This window comes from Mycobacterium heidelbergense, assembly GCF_050205645.1.
In the GTDB taxonomy this organism is placed as follows: Bacteria; Actinomycetota; Actinomycetes; order Mycobacteriales; family Mycobacteriaceae; genus Mycobacterium; species Mycobacterium heidelbergense_A.
Window position 1 is genome coordinate 25,436 of sequence record NZ_JBNMQT010000028.1, and the last position, 24,415, is coordinate 49,850.

General features: G+C 67.4%; 22 protein-coding genes and 1 riboswitch. Of the genes, 3 read left to right on the forward strand and 19 right to left on the reverse strand.

Annotated elements, in window-relative coordinates; all coding sequences use genetic code 11:
- Positions 1 to 173 precede the first annotated feature (173 nt).
- The 7 genes from gcvH to ACQI5H_RS22460 form a co-directional block, all read right to left on the reverse strand.
- Positions 174 to 572, reverse strand: coding sequence for a glycine cleavage system protein GcvH (gene gcvH, locus ACQI5H_RS22430; RefSeq protein WP_427081490.1), 399 nt, complete (start codon positions 570 to 572; stop codon positions 174 to 176).
- Between the two features lie 25 nt (positions 573 to 597).
- Entirely contained in the window at positions 598 to 1,362 is a 765-nt protein-coding gene (locus tag ACQI5H_RS22435; protein ID WP_427081513.1) for a DUF881 domain-containing protein, read from the reverse strand.
- 130 nt (positions 1,363 to 1,492) lie between these two features.
- Complete coding sequence (locus tag ACQI5H_RS22440) at positions 1,493 to 1,825, reverse strand: small basic family protein (RefSeq protein WP_076058102.1); 333 nt, start codon at positions 1,823 to 1,825, stop codon at positions 1,493 to 1,495.
- A 16-nt stretch (positions 1,826 to 1,841) separates the two neighbouring features.
- Positions 1,842 to 2,765 (reverse strand): DUF881 domain-containing protein, encoded by a 924-nt coding sequence (locus tag ACQI5H_RS22445; protein WP_427081491.1) that lies wholly within the window; start codon positions 2,763 to 2,765, stop codon positions 1,842 to 1,844.
- Positions 2,758 to 3,357, reverse strand: a complete 600-nt coding sequence (locus ACQI5H_RS22450) for a CDP-alcohol phosphatidyltransferase family protein (protein ID WP_076123161.1) — start codon at positions 3,355 to 3,357, stop codon at positions 2,758 to 2,760. Before ACQI5H_RS22450 ends, ACQI5H_RS22445 begins: the two co-directional genes overlap by 8 nt.
- Before the next feature lie 127 nt (positions 3,358 to 3,484).
- On the reverse strand, positions 3,485 to 5,830 hold the full coding sequence (secA2, locus tag ACQI5H_RS22455; RefSeq protein WP_427081492.1) for an accessory Sec system translocase SecA2: 2,346 nt from the start codon (positions 5,828 to 5,830) through the stop codon (positions 3,485 to 3,487).
- A gap of 25 nt (positions 5,831 to 5,855) precedes the next feature.
- The gene (locus ACQI5H_RS22460) at positions 5,856 to 7,493 is read right to left on the reverse strand and encodes an acetolactate synthase (RefSeq protein ID WP_427081493.1); all 1,638 of its coding nucleotides are present in this window, start codon (positions 7,491 to 7,493) and stop codon (positions 5,856 to 5,858) included.
- A 95-nt stretch (positions 7,494 to 7,588) separates the two neighbouring features.
- Here ACQI5H_RS22460 and ACQI5H_RS22465 point away from each other — a divergent pair, with 95 nt between their 5' ends.
- Positions 7,589 to 9,508, forward strand: a complete 1,920-nt coding sequence (locus ACQI5H_RS22465; RefSeq protein WP_427081494.1) for an ABC transporter ATP-binding protein/permease — start codon at positions 7,589 to 7,591, stop codon at positions 9,506 to 9,508.
- 75 nt (positions 9,509 to 9,583) lie between these two features.
- Here ACQI5H_RS22465 and ACQI5H_RS22470 read toward each other — a convergent pair whose 3' ends face one another.
- The 3 genes from ACQI5H_RS22470 to ACQI5H_RS22480 form a co-directional block, all read right to left on the reverse strand.
- Positions 9,584 to 11,035 carry an FAD-binding protein gene (locus tag ACQI5H_RS22470; RefSeq protein ID WP_427081495.1) on the reverse strand — a complete coding sequence of 484 codons (1,452 nt, stop codon included), beginning with the start codon at positions 11,033 to 11,035 and terminating at the stop codon, positions 9,584 to 9,586.
- The gene (locus ACQI5H_RS22475) at positions 11,032 to 11,532 is read right to left on the reverse strand and encodes a VOC family protein (RefSeq protein WP_427081496.1); all 501 of its coding nucleotides are present in this window, start codon (positions 11,530 to 11,532) and stop codon (positions 11,032 to 11,034) included. The genes ACQI5H_RS22470 and ACQI5H_RS22475 overlap by 4 nt, the downstream gene beginning before the upstream one ends.
- A 117-nt stretch (positions 11,533 to 11,649) precedes the next feature.
- Positions 11,650 to 12,333 carry a TetR/AcrR family transcriptional regulator gene (locus tag ACQI5H_RS22480; RefSeq protein WP_427081497.1) on the reverse strand — a complete coding sequence of 228 codons (684 nt, stop codon included), beginning with the start codon at positions 12,331 to 12,333 and terminating at the stop codon, positions 11,650 to 11,652.
- 124 nt (positions 12,334 to 12,457) lie between these two features.
- Here ACQI5H_RS22480 and ACQI5H_RS22485 point away from each other — a divergent pair, with 124 nt between their 5' ends.
- Entirely contained in the window at positions 12,458 to 12,904 is a 447-nt protein-coding gene (locus tag ACQI5H_RS22485) for a nitroreductase/quinone reductase family protein (RefSeq protein ID WP_427081498.1), read from the forward strand.
- On the opposite strand, the gene ACQI5H_RS22490 is transcribed toward ACQI5H_RS22485, so the two are convergent.
- Both ACQI5H_RS22490 and ACQI5H_RS22495 read right to left on the reverse strand, forming a co-directional pair.
- Positions 12,901 to 13,575, reverse strand: coding sequence for a hypothetical protein (locus tag ACQI5H_RS22490; RefSeq protein ID WP_427081514.1), 675 nt, complete (start codon positions 13,573 to 13,575; stop codon positions 12,901 to 12,903). The genes ACQI5H_RS22485 and ACQI5H_RS22490 overlap by 4 nt on opposite strands.
- 101 nt (positions 13,576 to 13,676) lie before the next feature.
- Positions 13,677 to 14,621, reverse strand: a complete 945-nt coding sequence (locus ACQI5H_RS22495; protein WP_427081499.1) for a sterol desaturase family protein — start codon at positions 14,619 to 14,621, stop codon at positions 13,677 to 13,679.
- A gap of 62 nt (positions 14,622 to 14,683) precedes the next feature.
- On the opposite strand from ACQI5H_RS22495, the gene ACQI5H_RS22500 reads away from it, so the two are divergent.
- Complete coding sequence (locus tag ACQI5H_RS22500; RefSeq protein ID WP_427081500.1) at positions 14,684 to 15,880, forward strand: NAD(P)/FAD-dependent oxidoreductase; 1,197 nt, start codon at positions 14,684 to 14,686, stop codon at positions 15,878 to 15,880.
- Positions 15,881 to 15,890: 10 nt separating this feature from the next.
- On the opposite strand, the gene ACQI5H_RS22505 is transcribed toward ACQI5H_RS22500, so the two are convergent.
- The 7 genes from ACQI5H_RS22505 to ACQI5H_RS22535 form a co-directional block, all read right to left on the reverse strand.
- The gene (locus tag ACQI5H_RS22505; RefSeq protein ID WP_427081501.1) at positions 15,891 to 16,601 is read right to left on the reverse strand and encodes an MgtC/SapB family protein; all 711 of its coding nucleotides are present in this window, start codon (positions 16,599 to 16,601) and stop codon (positions 15,891 to 15,893) included.
- A gap of 79 nt (positions 16,602 to 16,680) precedes the next feature.
- A complete protein-coding gene (locus ACQI5H_RS22510) occupies positions 16,681 to 17,007 on the reverse strand; it encodes a DUF732 domain-containing protein (RefSeq protein ID WP_427081502.1) in 327 nt (108 codons plus the stop codon).
- A 16-nt stretch (positions 17,008 to 17,023) separates the two neighbouring features.
- Positions 17,024 to 17,347, reverse strand: coding sequence for a DUF732 domain-containing protein (locus tag ACQI5H_RS22515; RefSeq protein WP_427081503.1), 324 nt, complete (start codon positions 17,345 to 17,347; stop codon positions 17,024 to 17,026).
- A gap of 30 nt (positions 17,348 to 17,377) precedes the next feature.
- Positions 17,378 to 18,766, reverse strand: a complete 1,389-nt coding sequence (locus ACQI5H_RS22520; protein WP_427081504.1) for a PPE family protein — start codon at positions 18,764 to 18,766, stop codon at positions 17,378 to 17,380.
- Positions 18,767 to 18,836: 70 nt separating this feature from the next.
- Positions 18,837 to 20,111, reverse strand: coding sequence for a PPE family protein (locus ACQI5H_RS22525; protein WP_427081505.1), 1,275 nt, complete (start codon positions 20,109 to 20,111; stop codon positions 18,837 to 18,839).
- A 1,005-nt stretch (positions 20,112 to 21,116) separates the two neighbouring features.
- Positions 21,117 to 22,307: a PPE family protein gene (locus tag ACQI5H_RS22530; RefSeq protein ID WP_427081506.1), complete on the reverse strand. Its 1,191-nt coding sequence runs from the start codon at positions 22,305 to 22,307 to the stop codon at positions 21,117 to 21,119.
- 87 nt (positions 22,308 to 22,394) lie between these two features.
- Positions 22,395 to 23,573, reverse strand: a complete 1,179-nt coding sequence (locus ACQI5H_RS22535) for a PPE family protein, SVP subgroup (RefSeq protein ID WP_427081507.1) — start codon at positions 23,571 to 23,573, stop codon at positions 22,395 to 22,397.
- Between the two features lie 598 nt (positions 23,574 to 24,171).
- Positions 24,172 to 24,343, reverse strand: a riboswitch (M-box (ykoK) riboswitch).
- Positions 24,344 to 24,415: the final 72 nt, after the last annotated feature.

Genomic DNA, 24,415 nt, shown 5'->3' on the forward strand with positions numbered 1-24,415 from the left:
CTGGCCGCTGTGGCGTTATCTGACCGGGCCGCTCGGCCGGCTCCCCACTAGGCGCTTTGCCTCGTACTGCCGATAACTGCGTTCTCATTGTGATCCGTTTGACCGTACCGCGCACCAGTCGGCGATGTCCCCACCACTGCGCGATCGACAGGCTGCAGGGACATTAGCAATCGTCATTCGGTTAGTGTGCCGCGGTAGGCCTCGGCGTCAAGCAATGTGCCGAGGGCCGACTCGAGCCCGGCGGCGTCGGAAACCTGCACATCCACCAGCCAGCCGGCGCCATACGGGTCGGAGTTGACCAGCTGCGGACTGCCGTCCAGATCGGAATTGACGGCGGTGACCCTGCCCGATACGGGCGCGTAGAGGTCCGACACGGATTTCGTCGATTCCACCTCGCCGAAGGATTCGCCGGCGACCAGCTCGGTGCCGACGTCGGGAAGCTGAACGAAGACGACGTCGCCGAGTGCCGCCTGGGCGAAGTCGGTGATCCCGATCCGCGCGGCGTCTTCCCCGCTGCGGCGAACCCACTCGTGTTCGGCGGTGTAGTGCAGCTCGGCCGGGATATCGCTCACGGTGTTCCTGTTCTGGTCGGTGTGCTCACTTGACGGGCTGAGCGTATTGGTGCGGTTTTGGTTGTCGCAAGGTCGTCACGTCCACCCGGTCGGCCTGCTGCACCGACATCCGCGCACCGACGCGCTTGATGCTGTCCTCCGCGCCGCCAGGAATGTTCATCGCGGCGGCCAGCGTCGGCGGATCGCCAATCGCCAGAATCGAATACGGCGGCGACAGCGTCTTGCCGTCGATGGTCAACGAGCCGGGCGTGCCCACCACCCAGGTGTCGACGCCCACCCGTACCGACTGGTGGGCATCGTTGGTCTCGACCGCCTCGGCGCCGGCGGCGCGCAACTCATTGATCACGTCGAGCATGGCCTCGGGTGACACCCCGGGGCCGGGGTCGTCGATCGTGACCGTGACGCCGGGCCCGGTGGCGCCGACGGAGCCGACCAGAATCGACAGCGCGGCCAGCCGGGCCTGAGCGCTTTGGATCGCGGCCTGATCGGTGTTGCCCGACGCCTGCAGTTGATTCAGCGTGTTCTGCAGTTCGGCGACTTCGGTGTTCAGCGTGGCCTCGCGCTGCCGCAACGAATCCAGCAGCACCAACAGGTCCGCGGGGCGCGCCGTGTCCAGCGAGTCACCCGATTTCGTCTGGCGGACCTGGGTGATGATCGCGAGCCCCAGAACCAGGCACAGCAGGGCCGCCAGTATCCCGAACAAGAGCCGCGAGCGCCCGGCCCGCAGCAGTCCGGACCATCCGGTCCGCTGCACCGACCCGATCTCGGGCCGTGGGCTGTCCGACGGCAATTCGTGGCGGCCGCGCTGGGCGTCGTCGGCCTTGTGCTCACCTTCGGAGTGGCCGTGCCGGGTTGGCGCGTCACGACTTTCGTCGCGCGCGTCCTGTGGCGGCTCGTCGCTCACGCTGACTCCACAGTCGTCACGCCCCGAACAGCCGTCGCCGCAGCGCGGCCGCGTTGCCGAAAATGCGTATACCCAACACGACGATGATGGCCGTGGACAACTGCGTGCCGACACCCAGTTGATCGCCGACGTAGACGATCAGCGCCGCCACGAAGACGTTGAAGACGAACGACACCACGAAAACCTTGGGATCGAAGATCCGCTCGAGGTAGGCGCGCAGCCCGCCGAACACCGCGTCGAGCGCGGCGACCACCGCGATGGGCAGATACGGTTGGACAACCTCGGGCACGGCGGGATGGAAGACCAACCCCAGCACGATGCCGAGCGCCAGCGCCGCGATACCGATCATGCGAGGACTTTTCTCACTAGGGCCCAATCTGTTTGGCGAACTTGACTTCCCGGACCGACCCGGCCGGCAGCGACAGACCGTCGGAGACGTTCACGGTGACGCCGACGCCGTAGGAGACCTCCAGCAGCCTAAGACGCTGTCGTCCCGGGCTGCCGTCGAAGACGTCGCGCATCGAGCGCGGCGGCCCGACCGCGAGGATCGTGTACGGGCTGCCGGTGGGGTTGTTGTCGACGAGGATCGCTCCCCCGGCCTGCCGGATCGTTACATTCGGCCCGATCCGAACCCCGCCGACCGAAATGGCTTCGGCGCCGCTGGCCCACAACGAGTTGACGACGAGCTGTAGGTCGCGGTCGAGGATGATCTGCCGGCTGCCGGTGACTCGCTGCTTGGACACGTCGGAAAGGTTGGGGCTGGCACCGGGCTCGGTCACGGTCACGGTCAGACCGGGGCCGATGATCGGCGTGCTGGCCGCGGCCAGGCTGAGCGCGTCCAGACGGGTCAGCAGCCGCTGCCCCTCGGCGTTGTCGGCCAGCGCGTGTCGCTGCACATCGTCGACCTGGGTCGAGAGCGTGGTGCGCCGCTTGGACAGCCGGGCGGCGGTGTCTTCGGTCGAGCGGACGCTGCGCGCCAGCAGCTGTTGGGCGGAGCGCACACCGGGTTCGACCGAGCGGGCCTGCGCGACCGCGGCGGCGAACACGGTGGCGACCAGCATCGCCGCCAGGGCCTGCCAGAGCCAACCGAAAACGCGCGCCCGCGCGGCCTTGGGTGTGGCAGTGCGGCTACGTTTTTCGGCCGCGGCGGCGTACCCGGGATCCAGATGCTCCGACAGCAGGGCGCGCAGCAGCGACGGCACCGGGATCAGCGTCGGACGCGCCGCCTCGTGGGCGCTGCGGCCGGCGTTGGGGTCGTAGCCGCCGAGCAGGCGGTCGGGTTCAGCCATGCGCACCCGCTTTGAGCGTGGGCATCCGGCGCACGACCAACGTCAGCTGCACCACGTACAGCACGAACGCCCACAGGTAGGTGTAGATGCCCCAGATCAAGAATGCCCAGCCGATGGCGCCGATCACGCGGCTCCACAACGCGTCCCAGGTGCCCAGCAGGACGAGCGGGAAACCGGACATCAGGGCGAAGGTGGCGGCCTTGCCGACGTACGTCACCGGCAGCGCCGACAGCCCGCGGCTTCGCAGCAGGGGCAGGCTCGCGGCCAGCAGCCCGTCGCGCACCAGCAGCGTGACGACGAACCACCACGGCAGGACGCCGCCGATCGCCATGACGACGGGCACGGTGACCATGTAGAGACGATCGACCGCCGGGTCCAGCAGAACACCAAGACGCGACGACTGGTTCAGCGCCCGCGCGATCTTGCCGTCGGCCCAGTCGGAGGCGCCGCTGAACATCAGGATGGCCACCGCCCAACCGTCGGCGTGCGCGAACACCAGCGCGTAGACGAACACCGGGATCAGCGCCAGGCGGATGGCGCTGAGCAAGTTGGGCACGGTCAGTACCCGGTCGGGCGGAGGCACGTGCTCCATGAGCCGTGACCTTAGCCGGGAGAAGATGTGGTCCGCACGACGGACCACGCCCGGCGAGCGTGCGGGTGGCCGCACACTCGGCCACCAGCGTGCGGCTGGACGCACGTTGGGCGCCCGGACCGTCGGCCTAGCGGAATACCCCGGGAAGGCTCAGGGTCGCGAGCGTGTCGTCCGAGAGCGGGTTGTCGTTGACCATGTAGGTCCACGTCGACGTCGGCCGGGCCAGCTTCGACAGATCCAGCCCCGGCTCCTCTTCGAGCACGTTCGCGGTTTCGAACGTCTGCTGCGCCGCTTCGATCGCATCCGCGGCCAGCGAGGCGAACGCGTCGACGGCCAGCCGATGGAACTCGTCCAGCGGATTTTGCCGGCCCAGCGCGCGCAGGTGAATGCTCTCGCGGATGTCGGCCAGGTACGCCAGATGGTCGGCCCATCCGCGGTCGAGGTGATACAGCATGATCAGCCGGCAGATCGTCTCGAGGCGTTCGTCGGCCTCGTCCTCGGGCATCGCCTCAGCCAGCTCTTCATAGCGTTTGGGCGCGAGCTCGGCGAGCTCGTCGCGCGCGGTTGTGGTGCGCAGCAACGTGTTTCGCCGGTCGACGATGATGGCGCGCTGCTGGGCGATCAGCTGGTTGTAGCGCCAGGTGTTCGCGTGCACGTCGAGCATCCGGCCCTCGGCGACACGCTGGGCGTGATCGAGCAGCCCGGCCGCCTTGGGGCTGACGATCCGGCCGTCCCCGTTTTCCGGGTCGGTTTCCATGGGCAGCTTGTTCTGGTCGAGGTTGGCCACCACGACGTCGTCTTCCCAACTGGAGAAGAACACCGACGAGCCGGGGTCGCCCTGCCGTCCGGCCCGCCCGCGCAGCTGGTTGTCCAGCCGCTCGGTGTGATGCCGGCCGGTGCCGACGACGTGCAGCCCGCCCAGGTCGGCGACCCTGTCGTGGTCGGCTTCGTCGGATCCGCCCAGCCGGATATCGGTACCGCGCCCCGCCATCTGGGTGGACACCGTGACCGACTCGAATTTGCCGGCCTCGGCGATAACCTGCGCTTCCTCGGCGTCGTTCTTGGCGTTGAGCACCACCGCGGGCACGCCGCGGCGCAGCAGCCGCTCGTGCAGGTCCTCGGACTCGGCGACATCGCGGGTGCCGACCAGCATCGGCTGTCCGGTTTCGTGCACCTCGGCGATGTGCGCCACGATCGCGTCGTTCTTGGCGGCGGCGGTGATGTACACGCGGTCGGACTCGTCCTCGCGAATGTTGGGCTCATTCGGCGGAATCGGTGACACTCCGAGCTTGTAGAACTGGCGCAGCTGCTCACCGGCGGCCAGCGCGGTGCCGGTCATGCCGCACACGGTGGTGTAGCGGTTGATCAGCGCCTGCACCGTGATGGTGTCGAGGACCTCGCCGGTCTCGGTGGTCTCGATGCCCTCTTTCGCCTCGACGGCGGCCTGCAGGCCGTCGGGCCAGCGCTGCAGCTGCGCGATGCGGCCGCGCGCGGCATTGATCAGGTGCACGGCGTCGTCCCGAACGATGTAGTGCACGTCGCGCTGGAGCAGCACATGCGCGTGCAGCGCCACGTTGACCTCGGTGAGCGTGGTGCCGACGTGTTCCTCGGAGTAGAGGTCGATGCCGCCGAGCGCCTTCTCCACTTTGCGCGCGCCGACCTCGGTCAGGTGGACGTTGCGGCTGTCGGAGTCGGTGTCGTAATCGGTCTCGGCGGCGAGTTCGCCGACGAGTTTGATGATCTCCAGCCGCGGGGTCTCCCGGTGCGTCGTGCCGGCCAGCACCAGCGGCACCAGCGCCTCGTCGACCAGAACGGAGTCGGCCTCATCGATAAGGGCCACATCGGGATTCGGCGACACCAGGTCGGCGACGTCGGTCACGAGCTGGTCCCGCAGCACGTCGAAGCCGATCTCATTGACCGAGGCGTAGGTGACGTCACAGTCGTAGGCGGCCCTGCGTTCCTCGCTCGTCGACTCCGCGGTGATCCAGCCGACGGTCAGGCCCATGGCCTCCAGCAGCGGCCCCATCCACTCGGCGTCGCGGCGGGCCAGGTAGTCGTTGATGGTCACCACGTGCACGTGCCGGCCGGCGATGGCATACCCGGCGGCCGCGATGGCCCCGGCGAGCGTCTTGCCCTCGCCGGTGGCCATCTCGATCACGTCGCCGTCAAGCATGCGCAGCGCGCCGAGCAGCTGAACATCGAACGGGCGCAACGCCGTTGACCGTTCGGCGGCTTCCCGGGCGATCGCGAGGAACTGCGCGATGTCGTCGGATTCGGCGAGGTCGTCGAGGTTGAGCAGCCCCGCCGCCTTGCGCAGTTGCTCGTCGGTGAGGCCGGCGGCTTCCTCGTCGTACTCCGACGAGGCGGTCACCTGAGCGAGCGAGCGGCTTCGGTCCTTTTCGGTGCTGGCTCCCAGCAGCCGCCAAAATCGGCTGCTCAGCCTGCCAGGTTCAGCGCGGGTGGTCTTTGGCACAGGTCAACGGTACGCGGTGGGCGAGCTATGCCAGGTTGGACCGGCGTGGATAGGCGACGCTCGGATCGGTGAGCACGTTGACGACGGCCGGCAGGCCGCTGCCGAAGGCACGCTCCAGGGCGGGGCGCAGCTCGGCGGGCGCGGACACCAGCTCACCGTGGCCGCCCAGCGCGCGGACGACCTCGTCGTAGCGCGTGCCCGGACGCAACTCCGCCACCACCGAATAGCCGTAAATCGCCTCCATCGGGTGCTTTTCGAGGGCCCAGATCCCGTTGTTGCCGATCACCGAAACGACCGGCACGTTGTGCCGCACCAGGGTGTCCCACTCCATGCCGCTGAACCCGAAGGCGCCGTCACCCTGCAGCAGGACGACCTGGCGGTCGGGGTGGGCCAGCTTGGCGGCCAGCGCGTAGCCGGGGCCGGAACCCAGGCAGCCGAAGGGGCCGCTGTCCAGCCAACAGCCCGGCAAATAGCTGTCGATCACCCGGCCCGCGTAGGACCCGAAATCGCCGGCGTCGACGACCACGATGGCGTCGCGGTCCAGCAGGGGGGCCAGCTCGGCGTACACCCGCATCGGGTGCAGCGGCGTGCGATCGTCGCCCCGCTCGGCTGCTTCGGAGCTTCGCGCCGCGCTTTCGGCCGTGCGCAGCTCGGCGATCCAGTCCCGATGCTCCCCCGGCCCGGCCAGCGCCGAGAGGATCGACGTGAGGTCGCCGTAAAGACCGGCCGCGACGGGCCGCGGATGCTCGCGCCCCGGTTCGGCACGATCCGCCACGACGAGCTGGGTCTGGGGCCCGAACACCTTGCCGAATCCCAGCCGAAAATCCATGGGCACGCCGACGACCAGCGCCACGTCCGCCTCGCCCAGCGCTTTGGCCCGGGCCCGCGAGAACGCCAACGGGTGGTCGGCGGGCACCACACCGCGGGCCATCCCGTTCATCAGCACCGGGATCTGCCGCTCCTCGGCGAGACGCAGCAGCGCCGCCTCCGCGTGCCCCCACCACACGTTGGTGCCCGCCATGATCACCGGCCGGTGTGCCGCGGCGAGCAGGTCCGCGGCACGCTCGAGCGCCGCGCCGTCGGGGGCCGGGCCCGGCGGCACGTCGGCGAGAGCGCCGGGGCGGCCGGGGTCCTCGGATACGGCGAACACGTGGTCCATCGGGAAGTCGACGAATCCCACCCCCGAGGGGGCGCCGACCGCCGCGCGCAACGCCTCGTCAACCATCAGCCCCGCCGCCTCGGCGGATTGTGCGGTGGCCGCGAAGCGAGCCAGCGGCGCCACGAACGGCACGTGGTCGATCTCCTGCAGCGAACCCATGCCCCAGCGCCCAGCGGGGGCGCGGCCACCGAGCACCACCAGCGGCGACTGGTTCTGCTGCGCGGCGGCCATCGCGCTCATGCCGTTGGTGACGCCCGGACCGGCGGTCAGCGCGGCGACGCCGGGGACCCTGGTCACCTTCGACCAGCCCTCGGCGGCAAAGGTCGCCGTCTGCTCGTGCCGGGTATCGATCAGCCGGATACCCTCGTCACGGCAGCCGTCGTAGATGGAAAACAGGTGGCCGCCGGACAACGTGAAGATGGTGTCGATTCCGCTGGCTTTGAGCCGGCGTGCGATGAGCCGGCCGGCATGCACGGTCTGGCTGGACGGAGCGTCGATGCTCATCCAGGCAGCCTATCCACCCTGCCTCGGGTAACTTCGCGGGGAAGTGTCCACCATGAGGCTCCGCCGGATGCCTCGGTAGCAAGGAGACGTCGAAGTTGGACCCCAAGCCGTTCAAGGAATCCATCAACTGGTCGGCTGCGCTCCATGACTCCCTGCGCTGGCTGGGCGAAGCCTGGGCGATCAGTGCCGTGTGCCTGATCGTGGTGCTGGTCGTGATCAGGTATGTGACGGTCTGGGGGCGCCAGTATTGGCGGATCACCAGGGGCTACTTCGTCGGTCCACAGGCCGTCAAGGTCTGGCTGATGCTAGGCGTGCTGCTGCTGTTGGTCCTGCTGTCCGTGCGCCTCGCCGTGCTGCTGAGTTACCAGAGCAACGACCTGTTCACATCCCTGCAGACCGCGTTCGAAGGCATTGCGGCGGGCGACGCCAGGGTGAAAAACTCTGGCATTCACGGCTTTTGGATGTCGCTGTGGCATTTCAGTGTGTTGGCAACCATCTTCATCGCCCGCATCCTGGTCGACATCTATCTGACGCAGCGCTTCATCATCGCGTGGCGTGTCTGGCTGACCGCCCACCTCACCGATGACTGGCTCGACGGCAGGGCCTACTACCGGGATCTGTTCATCGACAACACCATCGACAACCCGGATCAGCGGATCCAACAAGATGTCGACATCTTCACGGCGGGGGTCGGTCCGACCCCCAACATCCCGTCCAACGAGACGCAGAACACCTTGTTGTTCGGCGCCGTGCGTGCGGTGGCTTCGGTGATTTCGTTCGCGGCGATCCTCTGGAACCTCTCCGGCGGCCTGAACATTTTCGGCTTCACGCTGCCGCGCGCGATGTTCTGGGTCGTCGTGGTCTACGTCTTCATCGCGACCGTCGTCGCGTTCTGGCTGGGGCGTCCGCTGATCTGGCTCAGCTTCAACAACGAGAAGCTCAACGCCGCATTCCGGTACGCGCTGGTGCGGTTGCGCGATGCCGCCGAGGCGGTCGGCTTCTATCGCGGCGAACGAGTGGAGCGAACGCAACTGATGGGGCGCTTCACCCCGGTCATCACCAACTACCGCAGGTTTGTCCGCCGGACCATCATTTTCAACGGATGGAACTGGTCGATGTCGCAGGCAATCGTCCCGCTGCCGTGGGTGATTCAGGCGCCGCGACTGTTCGCCGGCCAGATCGCCTTCGGCGACGTCGGCCAGACGGCGACCTCATTCGGCGAAATCCACGACTCGCTGTCGTTCTTCCGCAACAACTACGACGCGTTCGCGGCGTTCCGGGCGGCGATCATCCGGTTGCACGGGCTCGTCGACGCCAACGCGCAAGGGCGCGAACTGCCGGCGGTGCTGGTCAAGCCGAGTCAAGAGGTGGCCGTCGAGCTCGCCGGCGTCGAAGTGCGCACACCGGCCGGCGACCAATTGATCGATTCGCTTGACGTGCAACTGGATAGCGGCGAGGCGCTGGTGATCACCGGCCGTTCCGGCGCCGGCAAGACCACGCTGCTGCGCAGCCTGGCCGAGCTGTGGCCGTACGCCTCCGGGACGCTGTGCCGCCCGGAGGGTGACAACGCGACGATGTTCCTGTCGCAATTGCCGTATGTGCCATTGGGCACGCTGCGCACCGTGGTGTGCTATCCGAATTCTCCCGACGACATCCCGGACGGCGTCCTGCGCGACGTGCTGAACAAGGTCGCGTTGGCCCCGCTCTATGACCGGATCGACGAGGAGCAGGATTGGGCGAAGGTGCTCTCCCCCGGCGAGCAGCAGCGCGTCGCGTTCGCGCGCATCTTGCTCACCAGGCCGCGGGCGGTATTCCTCGACGAGGCCACCTCGGCGCTGGACGAGGGACTGGAATTCGCGCTCTACCAATTGCTGCGAACCGAGCTACCGGACTGCGTCGTGGTCAGCGTCAGCCACCGGCACACCGTGGAGCAGCATCACGGAAAACAGCTCCAACTGCTCGGCGACGGGCAGTGGCGGCTCGGCCCGGTGGAAAAGGAGCCGGCGCCGGTCTAGCGCGTCGCGCCGAGGCTGTAATTTTGCAGGGGTTTACTCGCACTTTTCCTGCGAAATTACAGTCTCGATGCGTCCCTAGCGCGTCGCCGCGTGGGCTCCGGCCCGGCGGCCGAAAAACGAGCCTTCGCCCAGTTGTGTGCCGCTGGCGTAGCCCTTGCCGTCCTGGGCGATGTTCGACGCGCACGCCCCGACCGCGTATAAGCCCGCCACCACCGTGCCGTCTTCGCGCAGAACCTGCCCGTCCACGGACACGGCCAGCCCGCCGACGGTGAACCCGGCATACATGGCCTTGCCCAGCGACATGTCGAACGCCCCCCACGGCCCTTTGTCTTGCGGCGCAAGGAATTCCGGCTGCTTGTGAAAGTCGGGATCCTCGCCACGCGCGGCATAGGTGTTGTACCGGTCCAGCGTCGCGGCCAAGTTGCCTTCGGGGATCCCCAGCGCGGATTCCATCTCCGCGACGCTCTCCCACCCGTCGATGAGCGGAACCAGCGGCATCTTGGGATGTTCCAGGTGCGCCTCGTCGACGATCAGGTACGCCGCGCTGTCGGGCTGATCCATGATGAAACCCGAAGTCCTGGAATGGTAGGAATCCTCGGCGACGAACCGCTGCCCCAGCTTGTTGACGACGATCCCGGTCAGCAGGATCGACGGCGGGTAGGGCGGCGCGGTGATGAAGATCTGGTCCATGTGCTGGGTGGCGCCGCCGGCGGATACGCCCATCCGGATGCCCAGGCCGTCGTCGTAGGTGTTGCCGAGCACGAACGGTTTCTCGGCCAGTTTCGGCGTGTACGTGGCTACCATGTCGGGGTTCATCACGAATCCGCCGGCAGCGATGATGACCGACTTTGCCTTGATCGCACCGGTTTCGGTGAACCGCTTCCACGTCACACCGGTCACCGCACCCGAGCCGTCCACGATGAGCTCGGTGGCCCCGGTCTCGTACCGGACTTGCACGCCCAGGCTCGCGGCCCGTTTGAGCAGTAGGTCGATCACCATGCTGGCGCCGCCGGTGTCGCCGGGCACGGGCACCTTGTGGCCGCGCGGCGCCGGCACCGCCTGCTCGAGGAACGGCCACACCTTCTCGTTGCCGGTGAACATCAACCCCTCGGTGTTGGGCTGGATCACCGCCTTCCCCGGAAAGTAGCTGCGCTCGAACTGGAAACCCAGGTCTTCCAGCCAATTGAAATGCTCGACGCTGCCTTCGCAGTACGCGCGAATCTTGGCGTGGTCTGGTTCCCGGGAGACCGCAACGAGGTATTTGTACATCTCTTCGGGCGAGTCGGGATTGCCCGTCGCCTCCTGGACCGCGGTGCCGCCGCCGAGGTAAAAGTGGCCCCCCGCAAGCGAAGTGGTGCCGCCCGCCACGGCCGCCCGTTCGAGCACCAGCACCCGCGCGCCCGCGGCGGCCGCGCTCACCGCGGCGCATCCACCGCCGATACCGAAACCGATCACGACCACGTCGACGTCATCCGACCACGACGTGACCGTGCCTGCGTCGACGGTTGCTGGTATATCGGTGCTCACCGCTGCTCCTGTTTGATGTAGTCGTAAAACGCCCGCATTTCGGGCGAGACGTAAGCGATCTCCACGAACGGCACGCCCGCCTGCGGAGCCGAGACGTAGGCGAACTGAATTCCGCCCGGCATGACGCCCTGCTGCACCACGGGCGCGCCGTGATCGGCCGCCTCGGTCAGCGCCGTGTCGAATTTCTCGGGGCTCTCGGCCTCGATGCAGATGTGATGCAAACCCGGGCCCGAGTCGCGCAAAAACTCACTATAGATACTCTGCCCACGGACCGGGCAGATCAGCTCCAACTGCATGTCACCGAGATAGCTCAGCGAGATGCTGGCGACGAAGTCGGCGGGCTCGCCACGATAGCTGCACGCATCCGGAGCAAAGTGCACGTCGGGAATCCGCACCCACTTCCGAACGCCTAAAAGGCCGGTGAGGGCCTTTTCGGTGGCGTCCAGGTCCGGGGTAACCCATGCGATCTGCGTCGGCGATTGAGTGGGAGGGGTCATCGATTGGCAGGATAGCCCAGTCTGCCGGCTGGCAGAAAGGGCCGGAAAGACTTTGCCGTAATCGGGCGTCCGTCGCCCGGAGACGCCGGGTGAACACGTTCTAATTCAGGCCCGGCGTCAATGCTGGGCCAGCAGGTCCACCAGCAGGCGAAGCTGGGTGTCGAAGATCGCCTCGGGATCGGTGAGGGTGTCCGCGCCGTACTGCCCGAACACCTCGAGGCTGATCGCGCCCAGCACGCCGGCCCAGAACAAAAAGCACTTGGCGATGACGGAATCGTCGCCGGGAAAGCCGAATTCGTGGCGGATCCGGTCGAAATCCGACGACATCGGTTGCGGCGCAACGGTATCGGTCAACCTGATGTCTCCGGTCGCGATCCCCGCGGCGATGGCGTCGAAGATGGCTCCCACTACGCGGGTGCCGACCCCGACGGTGCGCTCCGGGGGCGCGTGGTATCCGGGCACCGGGCTGCCGTAGAGCAGGGCCCACTGAGCGGGATGCGCCACGGCCCAGCGCCGCGCCGCCCGCGCGATCGCGATGACGTCGTCACTCCACACCTCGTCCGCGGTGTCGCGGGCCCGGTCCACCGCGTCGGCCAGGTCGGAGTAGGCGTCGATCAGCAGCAAGGTCAGCAACTCGTCACGGCTGGACACGTAGCGGTACACGGCCGAGGACACCATGCCCAGGTCGCGGGCGATCGCACGCAGTGACAAGCCGGCCGCGCCGCGGTCGACCAGGTGGACCCGGCCCAGCTCGACGATGCGCGCCTCGATCTGTTCCCGCGATTCCTGGCGTTTGCCCACGTAGCCAGTCTGACACAAACGAGATCACCGCTCTTGCTTTTCGCTACGTGCTGTGTCACCGTGTCTACTACCGAGAGCACCGCTCTCATTCGCTCAGCCGATGGGACACCCGAGAGGACGCACGATGCCCACCCGATACGAAGAACCGAACCGGGCCGCGCGGGCCGCAAACGCGGCCATCCGCTGGCTCGCCGAGCTGGGGATCAGCATCGCGGGGACCCGGGCCCTGCGTGTGCGTGGCCGCAAGAGCGGAAAACAGCGCGCAGTGGTGATCAATCTGCTGACCGTCGACGGCGTGGACTATCTCGTCTCGCCACGCGGCAACACCCAGTGGGCACGCAACGTGCGCGCCGCGGGCGTCGTCGAGGTCGGACCGCGCTGGCGCAGGAAACGACTAATCGCCACCGAGCTGAGCGACACGGCCAAACCCGAAGTGGTGCAACGCTATTTGGCCCGGTGGTACTGGCAGGTCAAGGGGTATGTCGCCGGGCTGACGCCGGAATCCAGCGATGAGGAGCTGCGTGCCGCCGCGCCGTCTATCCCGGTCTTCGTGCTCGCCGCGGGCGGCTAACTCGCGCTAGTGCGCATCCCGAGGTCCTCGCGGACCTGTTCGGAGGTGGACCGCCACGACACCGCCGCCGGGAAGTCCCCCCACATGCTGTTGAAGATCCCGACGATCTGCCCGGGCCCCCCGTCGGGGGCGAGGTAGACCGGACCACCCGAATCGCCCTGGTGGCTCTGGACGCCGTGGGACATGGTGAACCACCCGTTGTTGACGGCTTCCACCGTCCCGCAGGTCTCGCCGGTGGCGACACCGAAATGGCAGACCGCCTGCCCCGGCTGGACGGTCAGACCCGGGGTCGAGACCAGCGCGCGCCCGCCCGGCAGGATGTTGTTCGCCGGCACGTTGTCGAGGACGATCGCCTCGTAGTCGTTGATCACCTGGTCGGTGGCCACCGTCGAGCCGCTGGGTGTGTTGTCCCGGAACGTCGCCAGGTGCCCGATGACGTGGCGGTCCTTGTCGGTGACGACTCCCCCGCCGCGGCAGTGCCCCGCGGTGAACGCGATCTTCAGGCCCGGGTCGACGTAACCCAGGGTGCAGAGGTGGCTGTCCTGGTGGATCTCCATGCCGGGGAAGACCACGATGGGGTCCGCGGCGGCGGTCGCGGCCCGCAGCCCGGGCACCAGCGCCGCGACGGTGACGGAGGCGACAAAAGCGCGAATTGCCAGGCAGCGCACCATGGACTCCGTTCCGTCGGGGCCGGCGCACGCGCCGGCCACGGGTTGAGATTACGGCGCACATCTCGCCGACGTTGAGTCTTTCGCGTGACCTGGTCTTGACGTTACCGTGACGTGGCGAGCGGCGCCGCGCCGTCGGTTTGACCTGCGGCGCGGGGTGCCCAGCCCGGCGGGCCGAAGACGTAGCCCAGGCGATCGCGCAGGCGGCTCGCCGATCGCCAATCGCGGGCTATTGCGACGTATTCGCGGATCTGCAGGTTCCAGATGTTGAACGTGTCCACCTGCTTGGTCAGGCCGTAGTGCGGGCGAAACGTCTCCGCCTGGAAGCTACCGAACAACCGGTCCCAGATGATGAAGATGCCGCCGTAGTTCTTGTCGAGATACACCTTGTCCATGCCGTGGTGCACCCGGTGGTGCGACGGCGTGTTGAAGACGAATTCGAACGGCCGCGGAAGTTTGTCGATCCGCTCGGTGTGCACCCAGAACTGGTAGATCAGGTTCAGCGACCAACTGAAGAACACCATCCATGGGGGAAGTCCCAACAGCGGCAACGGAATCCACATCAGGACCTCCCCACTGTTGTTCCACTTCTGGCGCAGCGCGGTGGCGAAGTTGAAGTACTCGCTGGAGTGGTGGGCCTGATGGGTGGCCCAGATCAGCCGGACCCGGTGCGCGATGCGGTGATACGCGTAGTACAGCAGGTCCACGCCGAGGATCGCGATCACCCACGTGTACCACTCGCTCACCGACAGGTGCCACGGTGCGACATAGGCGTAGATCGCCGCATAGCCGAACAGGGCCAGGGTCTTCCAGGCTGCGGTGGTCGCTATCGACACCAGCCCCATCGAGATGCTCGCCATCGAGTCGCGCGTCAGGTACGCGCCGGACGCCGGTCGTGGTGTCTCGGCGCCGGCCGCCTCGAGGGCCTCCAGCTTGCGGGCCGCCGTCCACTCGAGAATCAACAGCAACAAAAAGAAGGGGATGGCGAACAGCACCGGATCCCGCATCTGCGAGGGCAGCGCGAACCAGAACCCGGTCAAGGCGTGCACACCGATAGATTACGACCATCGGCGCGGACGCGACCGGGCCGGATGGAGGAGACGGTGAGCGCGTGACCGCAGTGATCGTCATCGGCTCGGGGTTCGCGGGGCTATGGGCGGGGCTCGGCGCGGCCCGGCGACTCGACGAGCTCGCCGTCCCAGCGGGCACCGTCGACATCACCGTGCTGAGCGCCAAACCGTTTCACGACATCCGGGTCCGCAACTACGAGGCCGATCTGAGCGCCTGCCGCATCCCGCTCGCCGACCTGCTCGACCCCGCGGGAGTCACGCACGTCACCGCCGAGGTAACGGCGATCGACACGGCAGCCCGCGTCGTCACCACATCCCGTGGCATGAGGTACGGCTACGACCGGCTGGTGTTGGCGTCGGGCAGTCAGCTGGTCAAACCCGCCATACCCGGGCTGCGGGAGTTCGGTTTCGACGTCGACACCCATGACGACGCCCTCGCGCTGCAGCGCCACCTGCGCGGCCTTGCCGACGATCCGCACACTGCCGCGGCCGCGACCGTCGTCGTGGTCGGGGCCGGGCTGACCGGCATCGAGACGGCCTGCGAGCTGCCAAAGCGGCTGCGCGCGTTGTTCTCCGAGGGTTCGGTCACGCCTCGGGTAATGCTGATCGACCACAATGCCGTCGGCTCCGATATGGGTTCGTCGGCACTGCCGGTGATCGAAAAGGCCTTGTCGGACAACGGCATCGAGACCAGGACCGGGGTCAGGGTCGCGACGGTGGACAAGGATGGCGTTTCGCTGTCGACGGGTGAGCGGCTCGACGCGGCCACGGTGGTGTGGTGCGCGGGCATGCGGGCGAGCCCGCTGACCGAGCAGCTCGGCGTGGCCCGGGATCGCCTGGGCCGGGTGCCCGTCGACGACTATCTGCGCGTGATCGGGGTGCCGTCCGTGTTCGCGGCGGGTGATGTGGCGGCGGCCCGGATGGACGACGAGCACTTGTCGGTGATGTCGTGTCAGCACGGCCGGCCGATGGGACGCTACGCCGGCTTCAACGTGATCAGCGACCTATTCGGTGAGCCCATGCTTCCCCTTCGGATCCCGTGGTACGTAACGGTTCTCGATCTCGGACCGGCCGGCGCGGTCTACACCGAGGGATGGAATCGCATGGTGGTCTCCAATGGCGCGCAGGCCAAGGCCACCAAGCGGACCATCAATACCCGGCGAATCTATCCCCCGCTGACCCGAACCCGTGCCGACCTGCTGGCCGCGGCCGCGCCGGAGTTGCAGGCGCGACCGTAGTCGCGCGGCGCTATTCCGATTGCTGGGCTTTGTCGCCGGCGTACCACTGCACCGCGCGAACCCCGGGTTGCAGCGACAGTTCGGCCACCAGCCGCTCGAGCCTGGTCGGCGTATGGCCGTCCATGAGTAGGTGTGCGCTCAAGGTGATTTCGTCGTCGTCGGCGTGCCCGGTGTGGATGCCACGCAGCGTGATGTCGTGGCTGCTGGCGTGTTGCACGATCTGGGCGCGCGCGTACTTCTCTGATTTGGGTCGGCAGACCACCTGCACCAGATAGGGCTGCAGGCTTTCGTCCTCCTCGACGCTGTTGTCGTGGTCGATCAGCCGGCCGAGCGGGCGCCCAAACAGGTGGATGCCGACGACGGTCGCGGTGCCGATCGCCGTGAAGGCCAGATGACCGGAGGCGGCCAGTACACCGACCGCCGCGGAGCACCACAGGGTGGCGGCGGTGTTGAGGCCCCTGACGTTGAAACCCTCGCGCAGGATCACCCCTCCGCCGAGAAAGCCGATGCCCGACACCACATATGACGCGACCCGGGTGGGGCTGCTGTCTTCGGTGGCGACCGCGTACAGCACGAACAACGTTGCGCCGCCGGCGACAAGCGCGTTGGTGCGCAGGCCGGCCAAGCGTGCCCGCCATTGCCGTTCCAGTCCGATGAGGGCGCCGCAGCCCACCCCGACCGCCAGCCGGAGCGCGAAATCGGCGACGCTCAGCGTCTGCATGCCGCACTCCTTCCTGCCTCACCACATCTAGCCACATCCAGGTGAACGGCAGGTGGCAACTAGTGCCCGTGTGGCCCGACTACCGCGCCACGTCCCCGGCACTCAATTGTTGGGGGCAGTAATACTTCGCCGCGATCGCCAGGAACACCGACGCGTGGGTGGTGGTCAATGCGGGATTGCTTCGCTGCAGGTCGCCGACCAGCTCCGGGCCGGATTTGCCGGTACCGATCCACCCGCAGGCCGCTTTGGCGGATGCGATCGCTTGATCCGGGCTGGTGTAGTTGATGCCCGCGCCACGCACCGTCGCCAAGAAGGAGACGTCGTCGACCCCGCCCGGATCGCCGAAGGCAGGGGCCGCAAGCGCGATCGCGGTCGGGACGCCCAGCAGTGCGAGGAGCAGTCTCATGACTTCGCGCCGGTGGTCAGGCCTTGGATAGCTGATGGGGGCAGTAGTACTTGGCGGAGAGCAAGGCGAAATTGGATGCCATCTCCATGTCCATCCCCGGGTTGTGCATCTTCACGTCGTGCACCAGCTCCAGGCCCGACTCGCCGTTGTTCAAGCACGAACACACCGCTCGGCCGGCGCCAACGGCCGCGTCCGGGCTGGAAAAGCTGAAGCCGGCCTGGTGCAGCGCGGAGATGAAGCCCGCGTCGTCCCCGTCGGGAACCGGAGGAGGATTGGCATGGGCCGGCGCGGCGAAGCCGATCATCGCGGAAACGCCGAGCAATGTCAGTAGGGTTCTCATGACTCACCAACTTTCCAATTATGTTGCGCGCTAGCCCAATTGGGCTTCCGACGGCACGACCTTGGCTTTGCCGCCCTTGGATAGGTGCACCGCGTGGATGCCGGGTTTCTTCGAGAGCTGCTCGAGCAGGGCGTCCAGGCCTTCTTGATCGACGTTGTGGTGCTGCACGCTTTCGGGCTTTTCCGATATCTGCGCGACCAGACGCTTGAGCTGCTCGGGCGATTGCTTGTCCTTGAGGTCTTTGATCTTGGCGAGACGACCGCGGACGCCGGCGTTCACTACGGTGGGACCCCCGGCGCCCATGGCACTGCCGAGCATTCCCGCCATCGACATCGAGCTGAGCAGACCCTCGCCCAGGGAGGCCGCAGGCACGGCATCCGGCCCGGCGGCCGACAGGGCGGCGGCGACCGTCCTGATCGCCGGGGTGGCCGTGGCCCAGCTCGGCGGAATCGACAGCTTTCCGACCAACGTGCCGGCATTTCCCATGCTCGCCGACACCGCACTGTAGAGCGTGCCCCGGCCGAAGCCCAACGCTCCGAGCCCGGCGCCCAGCGCGTCCTTCGGCAGCGCGCCATAGGCCGCGGGTGGGGCGAACTTCAACCACTGCGACAGCGGAAAGTTGATCAGCAGCCCGATGTCGTTGAACCCCGTGGTGAAGCCGAGCGGAACCTTGATGGCGTTGTATAGGGCTGTGTACCAGGCACTGCCGTTTGGGACGGTGTTGAGCAGGCCTGCCACCGTGGAGTTGTAGTTGGTGGCGAGCCCCGCGAGAAACGACAGTATGGGGTTGTTCGTAATGAACGAGCTGGCCGAGCTGGCGGTTGACGCCGCATTGCCCGCCGGGGATGCGGCGGCCGCGGTCACCGCAGCCGCCTGCATCGCCGTACCCGACGTGCTGGTGGTCTGTGGCGGCTCGGTAAACGGTGTCAACCGGGATGCTGCGGCCGACGAGCTGAAGTAGCTGTCCATCGCCAGGGCGTCCTGAGCCCACATCTCGGAGTACTCGGTCTCGGTGGCCGCGATCGACGCGGTGTTCTGACCGAAGACGTTGGTCGCCACCAGCTGTGCGAGCAGGGCACGGTTTTCCGCGATCACCGGCGGGGGCACGTGTGCGGCGAACGCCGTCTCGTAGGCGCTGGCGGCCGCGGTCGCCTGGGAGGCGGCTTCGTGGGCCTGGGCCGCGGTGCCTTGCATCCAGGCGATATAGGGAGCGGCCGCGGCCGCCATGGACAGCGACGACGGCCCTATCCAGGGCCCGCCGGTCAGGCTGGAGACCACCGACGAGTAGGAGGCCGCGGTGGACTGCAGTTCGGTGGCCAGGTCATCCCAGGCCACCGCGGCGGCCAGCAGCGACTCGGCTCCCGGGCCGGCATACATCCGGCCCGAGTTGAACTCCGGCGGAAAGGCTCCGTAAAACATGGCTAAACCCCTTCTCCGGTGACGCGCACGCGGGTGGACCGTGCTGGGCGGCTCGACGTCGTCATCGCGGTCAGTCCTCGAGCGCCGGGATCACGATGATGGTGGCCGCGGCGGGGTCGGCCTCGGCGACGACGCCGCCCAGCGCCTTGGCCGCCGCCCCACCGCCGGAGTACGTGGCGCTGGCGGCCAGGGCTCGTCCCGCCAGGCTCGACAGGGCCATCTGGCTGAAGGCTCCACCTTCGCCGGCGAGTGCGGCCTCCGGAGCGGCCGCGAGGTTTGCCGGCAACACCGAGGCGAGCGTCCGGATCGCCGGGGCGGCTTCGGTCCAGCCCTGCGGCACCGACATGCTTCCCACCAGGGGCGCTTTACCCATCGACCCCGAGACCTGGCCGACGGCGGAGCTCAGCATGGGCTTGACGGCGTTGGCGCCACCGGTCAGCGGCGCCAACGCCCCGTTGATGGCTTTCGGGCCCGACAAGTAGGCGGCGGCTCCCTGCCCGTTTTGGCCCCACGCGTACGCCTGCCCGAACGAGAGGAACGGACCGCCGGGTATGGCGGTCAACCCCTGCAGCGAGTACGGCCCGGTCAGGGTCGACCAGATGGTGTTCCAGTCCGTCAGGCTCTGCGGCACCGCCGGCAAACCGACTCCCGTCGCGGCCGCGGTCGACGTCGCGTTGGTCGTCGCGTTGCCCGTTGCCAGGCTCTGCAGCGCACTCGGTGTCGCGGTGACCAATTGGGACAGCTGCGACGCCGTGTTCGAGCCGGACACGGTGCTGGACTGCGCAACCGCGGCCGCTTGCGTTGCTCCGCCCGCGTCATTGGTGGTTTTCGGCGGCTGGATGAACGGGGTCAGCTGCGATGCCGTTGCCGACGCACCCGCATAGGCATACATGGCGGCGGCATCCTGCGCCCACATCTCCATGTAGTGCGCCTCGGTCGCGGCGATGGCGGGGGTGTTTTGGCCCAAGAAGTTCGTGGCGATCAGCGCGGCGAGCAGGGCGCGGTTGGCCGCGATCACCGGCGGCGGCACCGTGGCCGCGAACGCAGTCTCGTAGGCGCCCGCGGCCAGCTTGGCCTGCGTGGCCGCCTGCTCGGCCTGCACACCGGTGGCATTCATCCACGCCACGTAGGGCGCCGCGGCCGCCGCCATCGCAATCGAGGAGGGGCCCGTCCACGGCCCGACGGTCAGGCCTTCGATGGTCGACCCGTACGACGCCGCGGTGGACTGCAGCTCGGCGGCCAGCTCATCCCACGCCGCGGCGGCGGCCAGCAACGGCCCCGCCCCCGCCCCGACGTACATCCGGCCGGAGTTGACCTCCGGCGGCAGCGCCCCGAAATCCAACATCTATTACCTCCGGTCCCCTATTCGGCCGCCATGGTAGGCGCCATTAAGCGTCGAGCCAGCAAACGCGCTGTGGCTCTAATGGAATCCATTGATTTCGCCGCAGAGTGCATGAGTTTGATTTGCGCTCGTCGGAGACAGCCGGACTCCCATCCTCTCTTAGTTGTGAATTTCACAGGATGCATCGGGCCGCTCTGCCCGTGCCCGCCTGGGCTAGGAATCATGCTGATCGAAACGTATTCACAATGCGTTCCCGACGAGTAATCAGAATGTAAAACATTAATGTCACGTTTCCCTGGTGCGGATGTGAGAACTCTGTTTCACAGTTAACGCGGTTCGGCGCCGAAACCCCTAGTCAACACCACTATTTGCGCGTCAGCCAGCCGGCCCGGTGCACGCGCAAGGGGTCTGCTATTTGGTGTCGCCGATCACATTTCAGTGTCGTCGGTGATCGCGTTAACTGCGGTTAACGTCAATAATTACTTCTTTGTTCGCAAACTTTACATTGCCCTATTGCATCACGGGCAGCGATGATATCGGTGGAAGCGCCTTATCGCGATGGAATGCAAAGCGCATTGCAATTGCACATCGATCGCACATGTGTTGACTGAAACATGAGCATCGATGATGAATGTATGTCTGCCGGATGTGCGCAAATTCTACGTACAGATTCTCCGGCTTATGTACCACCTGGAAGCCGCGGCCTGGCCCGGTGATGCCCAGCTTGCAGCGCTGCGGCGTCGGCCCCGTGGCGGCGCCGCGCATCGGCAGCGCCGAATTGATGGTTAATCGTCATGCCACCCTCCCCTGAATTTCACTAAGGGTAAACCTGGCTCGCTGCCACAGCGCTGATTAGCTGCTGCCGGTTGCCTGTGAGGTCGAAAGCCGCCGTTCGCAGTGCTAAATGGGGTGATTCAACTCGACGGCCTTGCCCGGCAGCCCGCCTATACCGTTGCCGAACGCTCACGTGAATGACGTGGCGCTTGTGAGATGGTGCGGGGCGATCTACTATCCCGCGGCCGGCGGGCGCGCCACGAAGGCGACGCGGAAGCCGTATTGAGGCATTGCGCGGCCCTCGCCCCGGGCACCCATATGTCCCCCCACCGGTACTGAGGGCGTGCTGGCCGAGACGGGTGGGGCGGGCGCATCCCCCGGGGCGCTGACGAGCGTCGAGGCAAGCGGACTTTGCACCGGCGCGGGCGTGGCCCAGCCTTGTGGCACTGACAGTGGGCCGACGAGACCTCCCCTGCCCATGGAGGCGGTGACCGAGTTGACCAGCGACACGCCGCCCGGCGGGCTCCCCAGCGCGCCGGCAGTTGTTGCGCTGGCCGCGCCTTCCGCTGCGTCGGCAGCACTTCCGGCGGCTTGATCCATCGACATGAAGTCGGAGGCAACGCCGAGATATCTGGCCGGCATGTAGAAGCCGGACGCGAAGATGGTGTTCCAGATATTGGCGTTGGGTCCAAAGTTGTTCCAGATCGCGGAATTCAGGAGATCGTCCAGGCTGGCAGGGGCCGACGCCGTCGGAGCGGCCGGCGCGGCCAGACTTTGCAAACTGCCGGGCACCGCGGACATCAGCTGTGAAACCGTGCTTTGCCCGGTGCCCGCCGAGGTGGCCGCGGCCTGGCCCACCGCCGCCGACTGCGCCGGCAACGCGGCGGAATCGGTGGTCTCCGTGGGCGGGTCGAACGGGGTCAGCTGGCTGGCGACGGCCGAGGCGCCCGCATAGCCGTACATGGCCGCGGCGTCCTGGGCCCACATTTCGAGGTACTGAGCCTCGGTGGCCGCGATCGCGGGGGTGTTCTGGCCGAAAAAGTTGGTGGCGATCAGCGCCGCGAGCAGGCTGCGGTTGGCGGCGATGACAGGCGGCGGCACCGTGGCGGCAAACGCGGCCTCGTAGGCCGCGACGGCTGCCTCGGCCTGGGTGGCGGTTTCCTCCGCCTGCGCCGCGGTGGTGCTCATCCATGCCACATACGGCGCGGCCGCGGCCGCCATCGACGCCGACGCCGGGCCGTACCACGCCTGGCCGGTCAACTCCGAAAGCACCGAGTCGTAGCCTTGCGCGGTGGCCCGCAACTCCGCGGCCAGTCCATACCAGGCCGAAGCCGCGGCCAACAGCGGGCCTGCGCCGACCCCCGAATACATGCGACCCGAGTTGATTTCGGGAGGAAGCATGGCGAAATCCATTGGCGCGGTCATTCGTCAGCCTCCTCCCCTTTTTGCTAGCCGGTGTCAGGTGGCCCCGTGGGCGCTGGTGCGCACAGAGGGCGAGGTGAAGCGCAGGCGTTATCCCGCAGAGGGCGGGCGTGTGACGAACGAAGGTTTGAAGCCGTACTGCGGGGGCATGTGGCGGCCGAAGCCCCGGCCGCCGCCCAGCGGCATGCCGGGCATGCCTGCTGCCACCGCTGGGGGTGGCGCCACCATCGGTGTGGCATTGATTGCGGAAGACAGCTGGGGCGCGGCCCCCGTCCAGCTCGCCGGTACCGTCAGCCCTCCGACCTGGGGTGCCGCCCCCAGCCCCGCCGACACTGTGTTGCCGACGGCCCCGAGGCCGCCCGCCGGGGCGACCGCCTGCGCCAGGCCGGCGGCTGCCGCTCCGTCCGCCGCGGCGCCGGCCGCGCCGGCGGCCGCGTCGCCCGCGCCTTGGGTCATGAAGTTGGAGGCGGTGCCGAGGTAGTTGCCCGGCATATAGAACCCGGACGAGAAGATGGTGTTCCAGATATTCGCGTTCGGTCCAAAGTTGTTCCAGATCGACGAATTCAGGAGATCGTCCAGGCTGGCTGGGTCGGCCGCCGTCGAGGCCGCCGGGGAGGCCATGCTCTGCAGCGTGCCCGGGACCGACGTCATCAGCTTTGACAGCGTGCTTTGCCCCGTGCCCGCCGAGGTGGCCGCGGCCTGGGTCACCGCCGCCGACTGAGACGTCGTTGCGGCGGGGTTGACGATCGGTTGGGGCGCGTCGAACTCGGTTAGCCTGCTCGCCGCGGCTGATGATCCGGCATAGCCGTACATCGCTGCGGCGTCTTGGCCCCACATCTCCCCGTATTGGGCCTCGGTGGCCGCGATCGCGGGGGTGTTGAGGCCCAAGAAGTTGGTCGAGACCAGCGACGCCAGCTGGGCGCGGTTGGCCGCGATCTCTGCTGGGGGAACCGTGGCCGCGAAAGCGGTCTCGTAGGCCGCCGCGGCGGCCTCAGCCTGGGTGGCGGTCTCCTCGGCCTGCACCGCGGTGGTGTTCATCCACTCCACGTAGGGTGCGGCCGCGGACGCCATCATCGCCGATGCCGGGCCATGCCATTCCTCGTCGGTCAGCGCCGAAAGCACCGCACCATACGACAGCGCCGTGGATCGTAGCTCCGCGGCCAGGCCCTTCCACGCCGACGCAGCCGCCAGCATCGAGGCCGAACCCGTCCCCGAATACATCCGAGCCGAGTTGACCTCCGGAGAAAGCATCGCAAAATCAAGCGTCATCGTTCGCGCCCCTCTCTGACTTGTTGCGATCGCGTTGGGGTTGGGAAGCCTGCCCCCCGGATAAGGCAAGCCTAAGTTAACGGAGATCTAAGCGCACCACCAGGTCCCGCATCCGGCACGTCATGCCGGGCACTGCCGTCACTTGGACGCTCACTGCTGCGAAATGGGCCGGCGTCTGGCGTGAATTGTGTTGCGGTCAAGGCGAATCCAACACCATTCAGGTGACCGGCAGCTGTCGTCACCGCTCCCGGACCCCTAATTGCAAACGACATCGGCCCCTCCTCGCGTCACGCGACCCGTTGGTTGCTGGTGGATTGCTGGCGCCGTTGCGCACCGCCGCGGCGGCCCAAGCAAGACACTCACACCGAAATGATAACCGTTTTCATTACGGGTCCGACGACCGGCCCGGATTTGCCGGGCCAGGCATGATCAGGACCGAGGAAACGAGGCCGGGGTCGGTCGTAACGAAACGGTCGTCGTTCTGGAATACGGAATATCGTCGGGACTCATTTCGCGCCCACCTCCTCACGGCCAGGACACACGGGGGTGCCACCTGCATCGCACGTTGGGGAGGAGCGCCCGAGAAAACCACCCGGGCACCGCACCCCTCTCGTCAGAGCTTTGGCACCACACGGCGTATCCGGACCGAACCGGAAGCCACTTGGGCTCAACCCTTAAGCCGGGAAGAGCTGTCCTGACCCTGGGCGTCTCTCGACGTTCGAGGTCAGTGGCCTATATCCATGTAGACGCCTCACCTAGCGAGGTGCATACGAAAGCCATGGTGGCATTCGGACCGGGGTGAGTCAACTTAGCTGCCGGCCGATTTGCGCTGCCGCGACGAG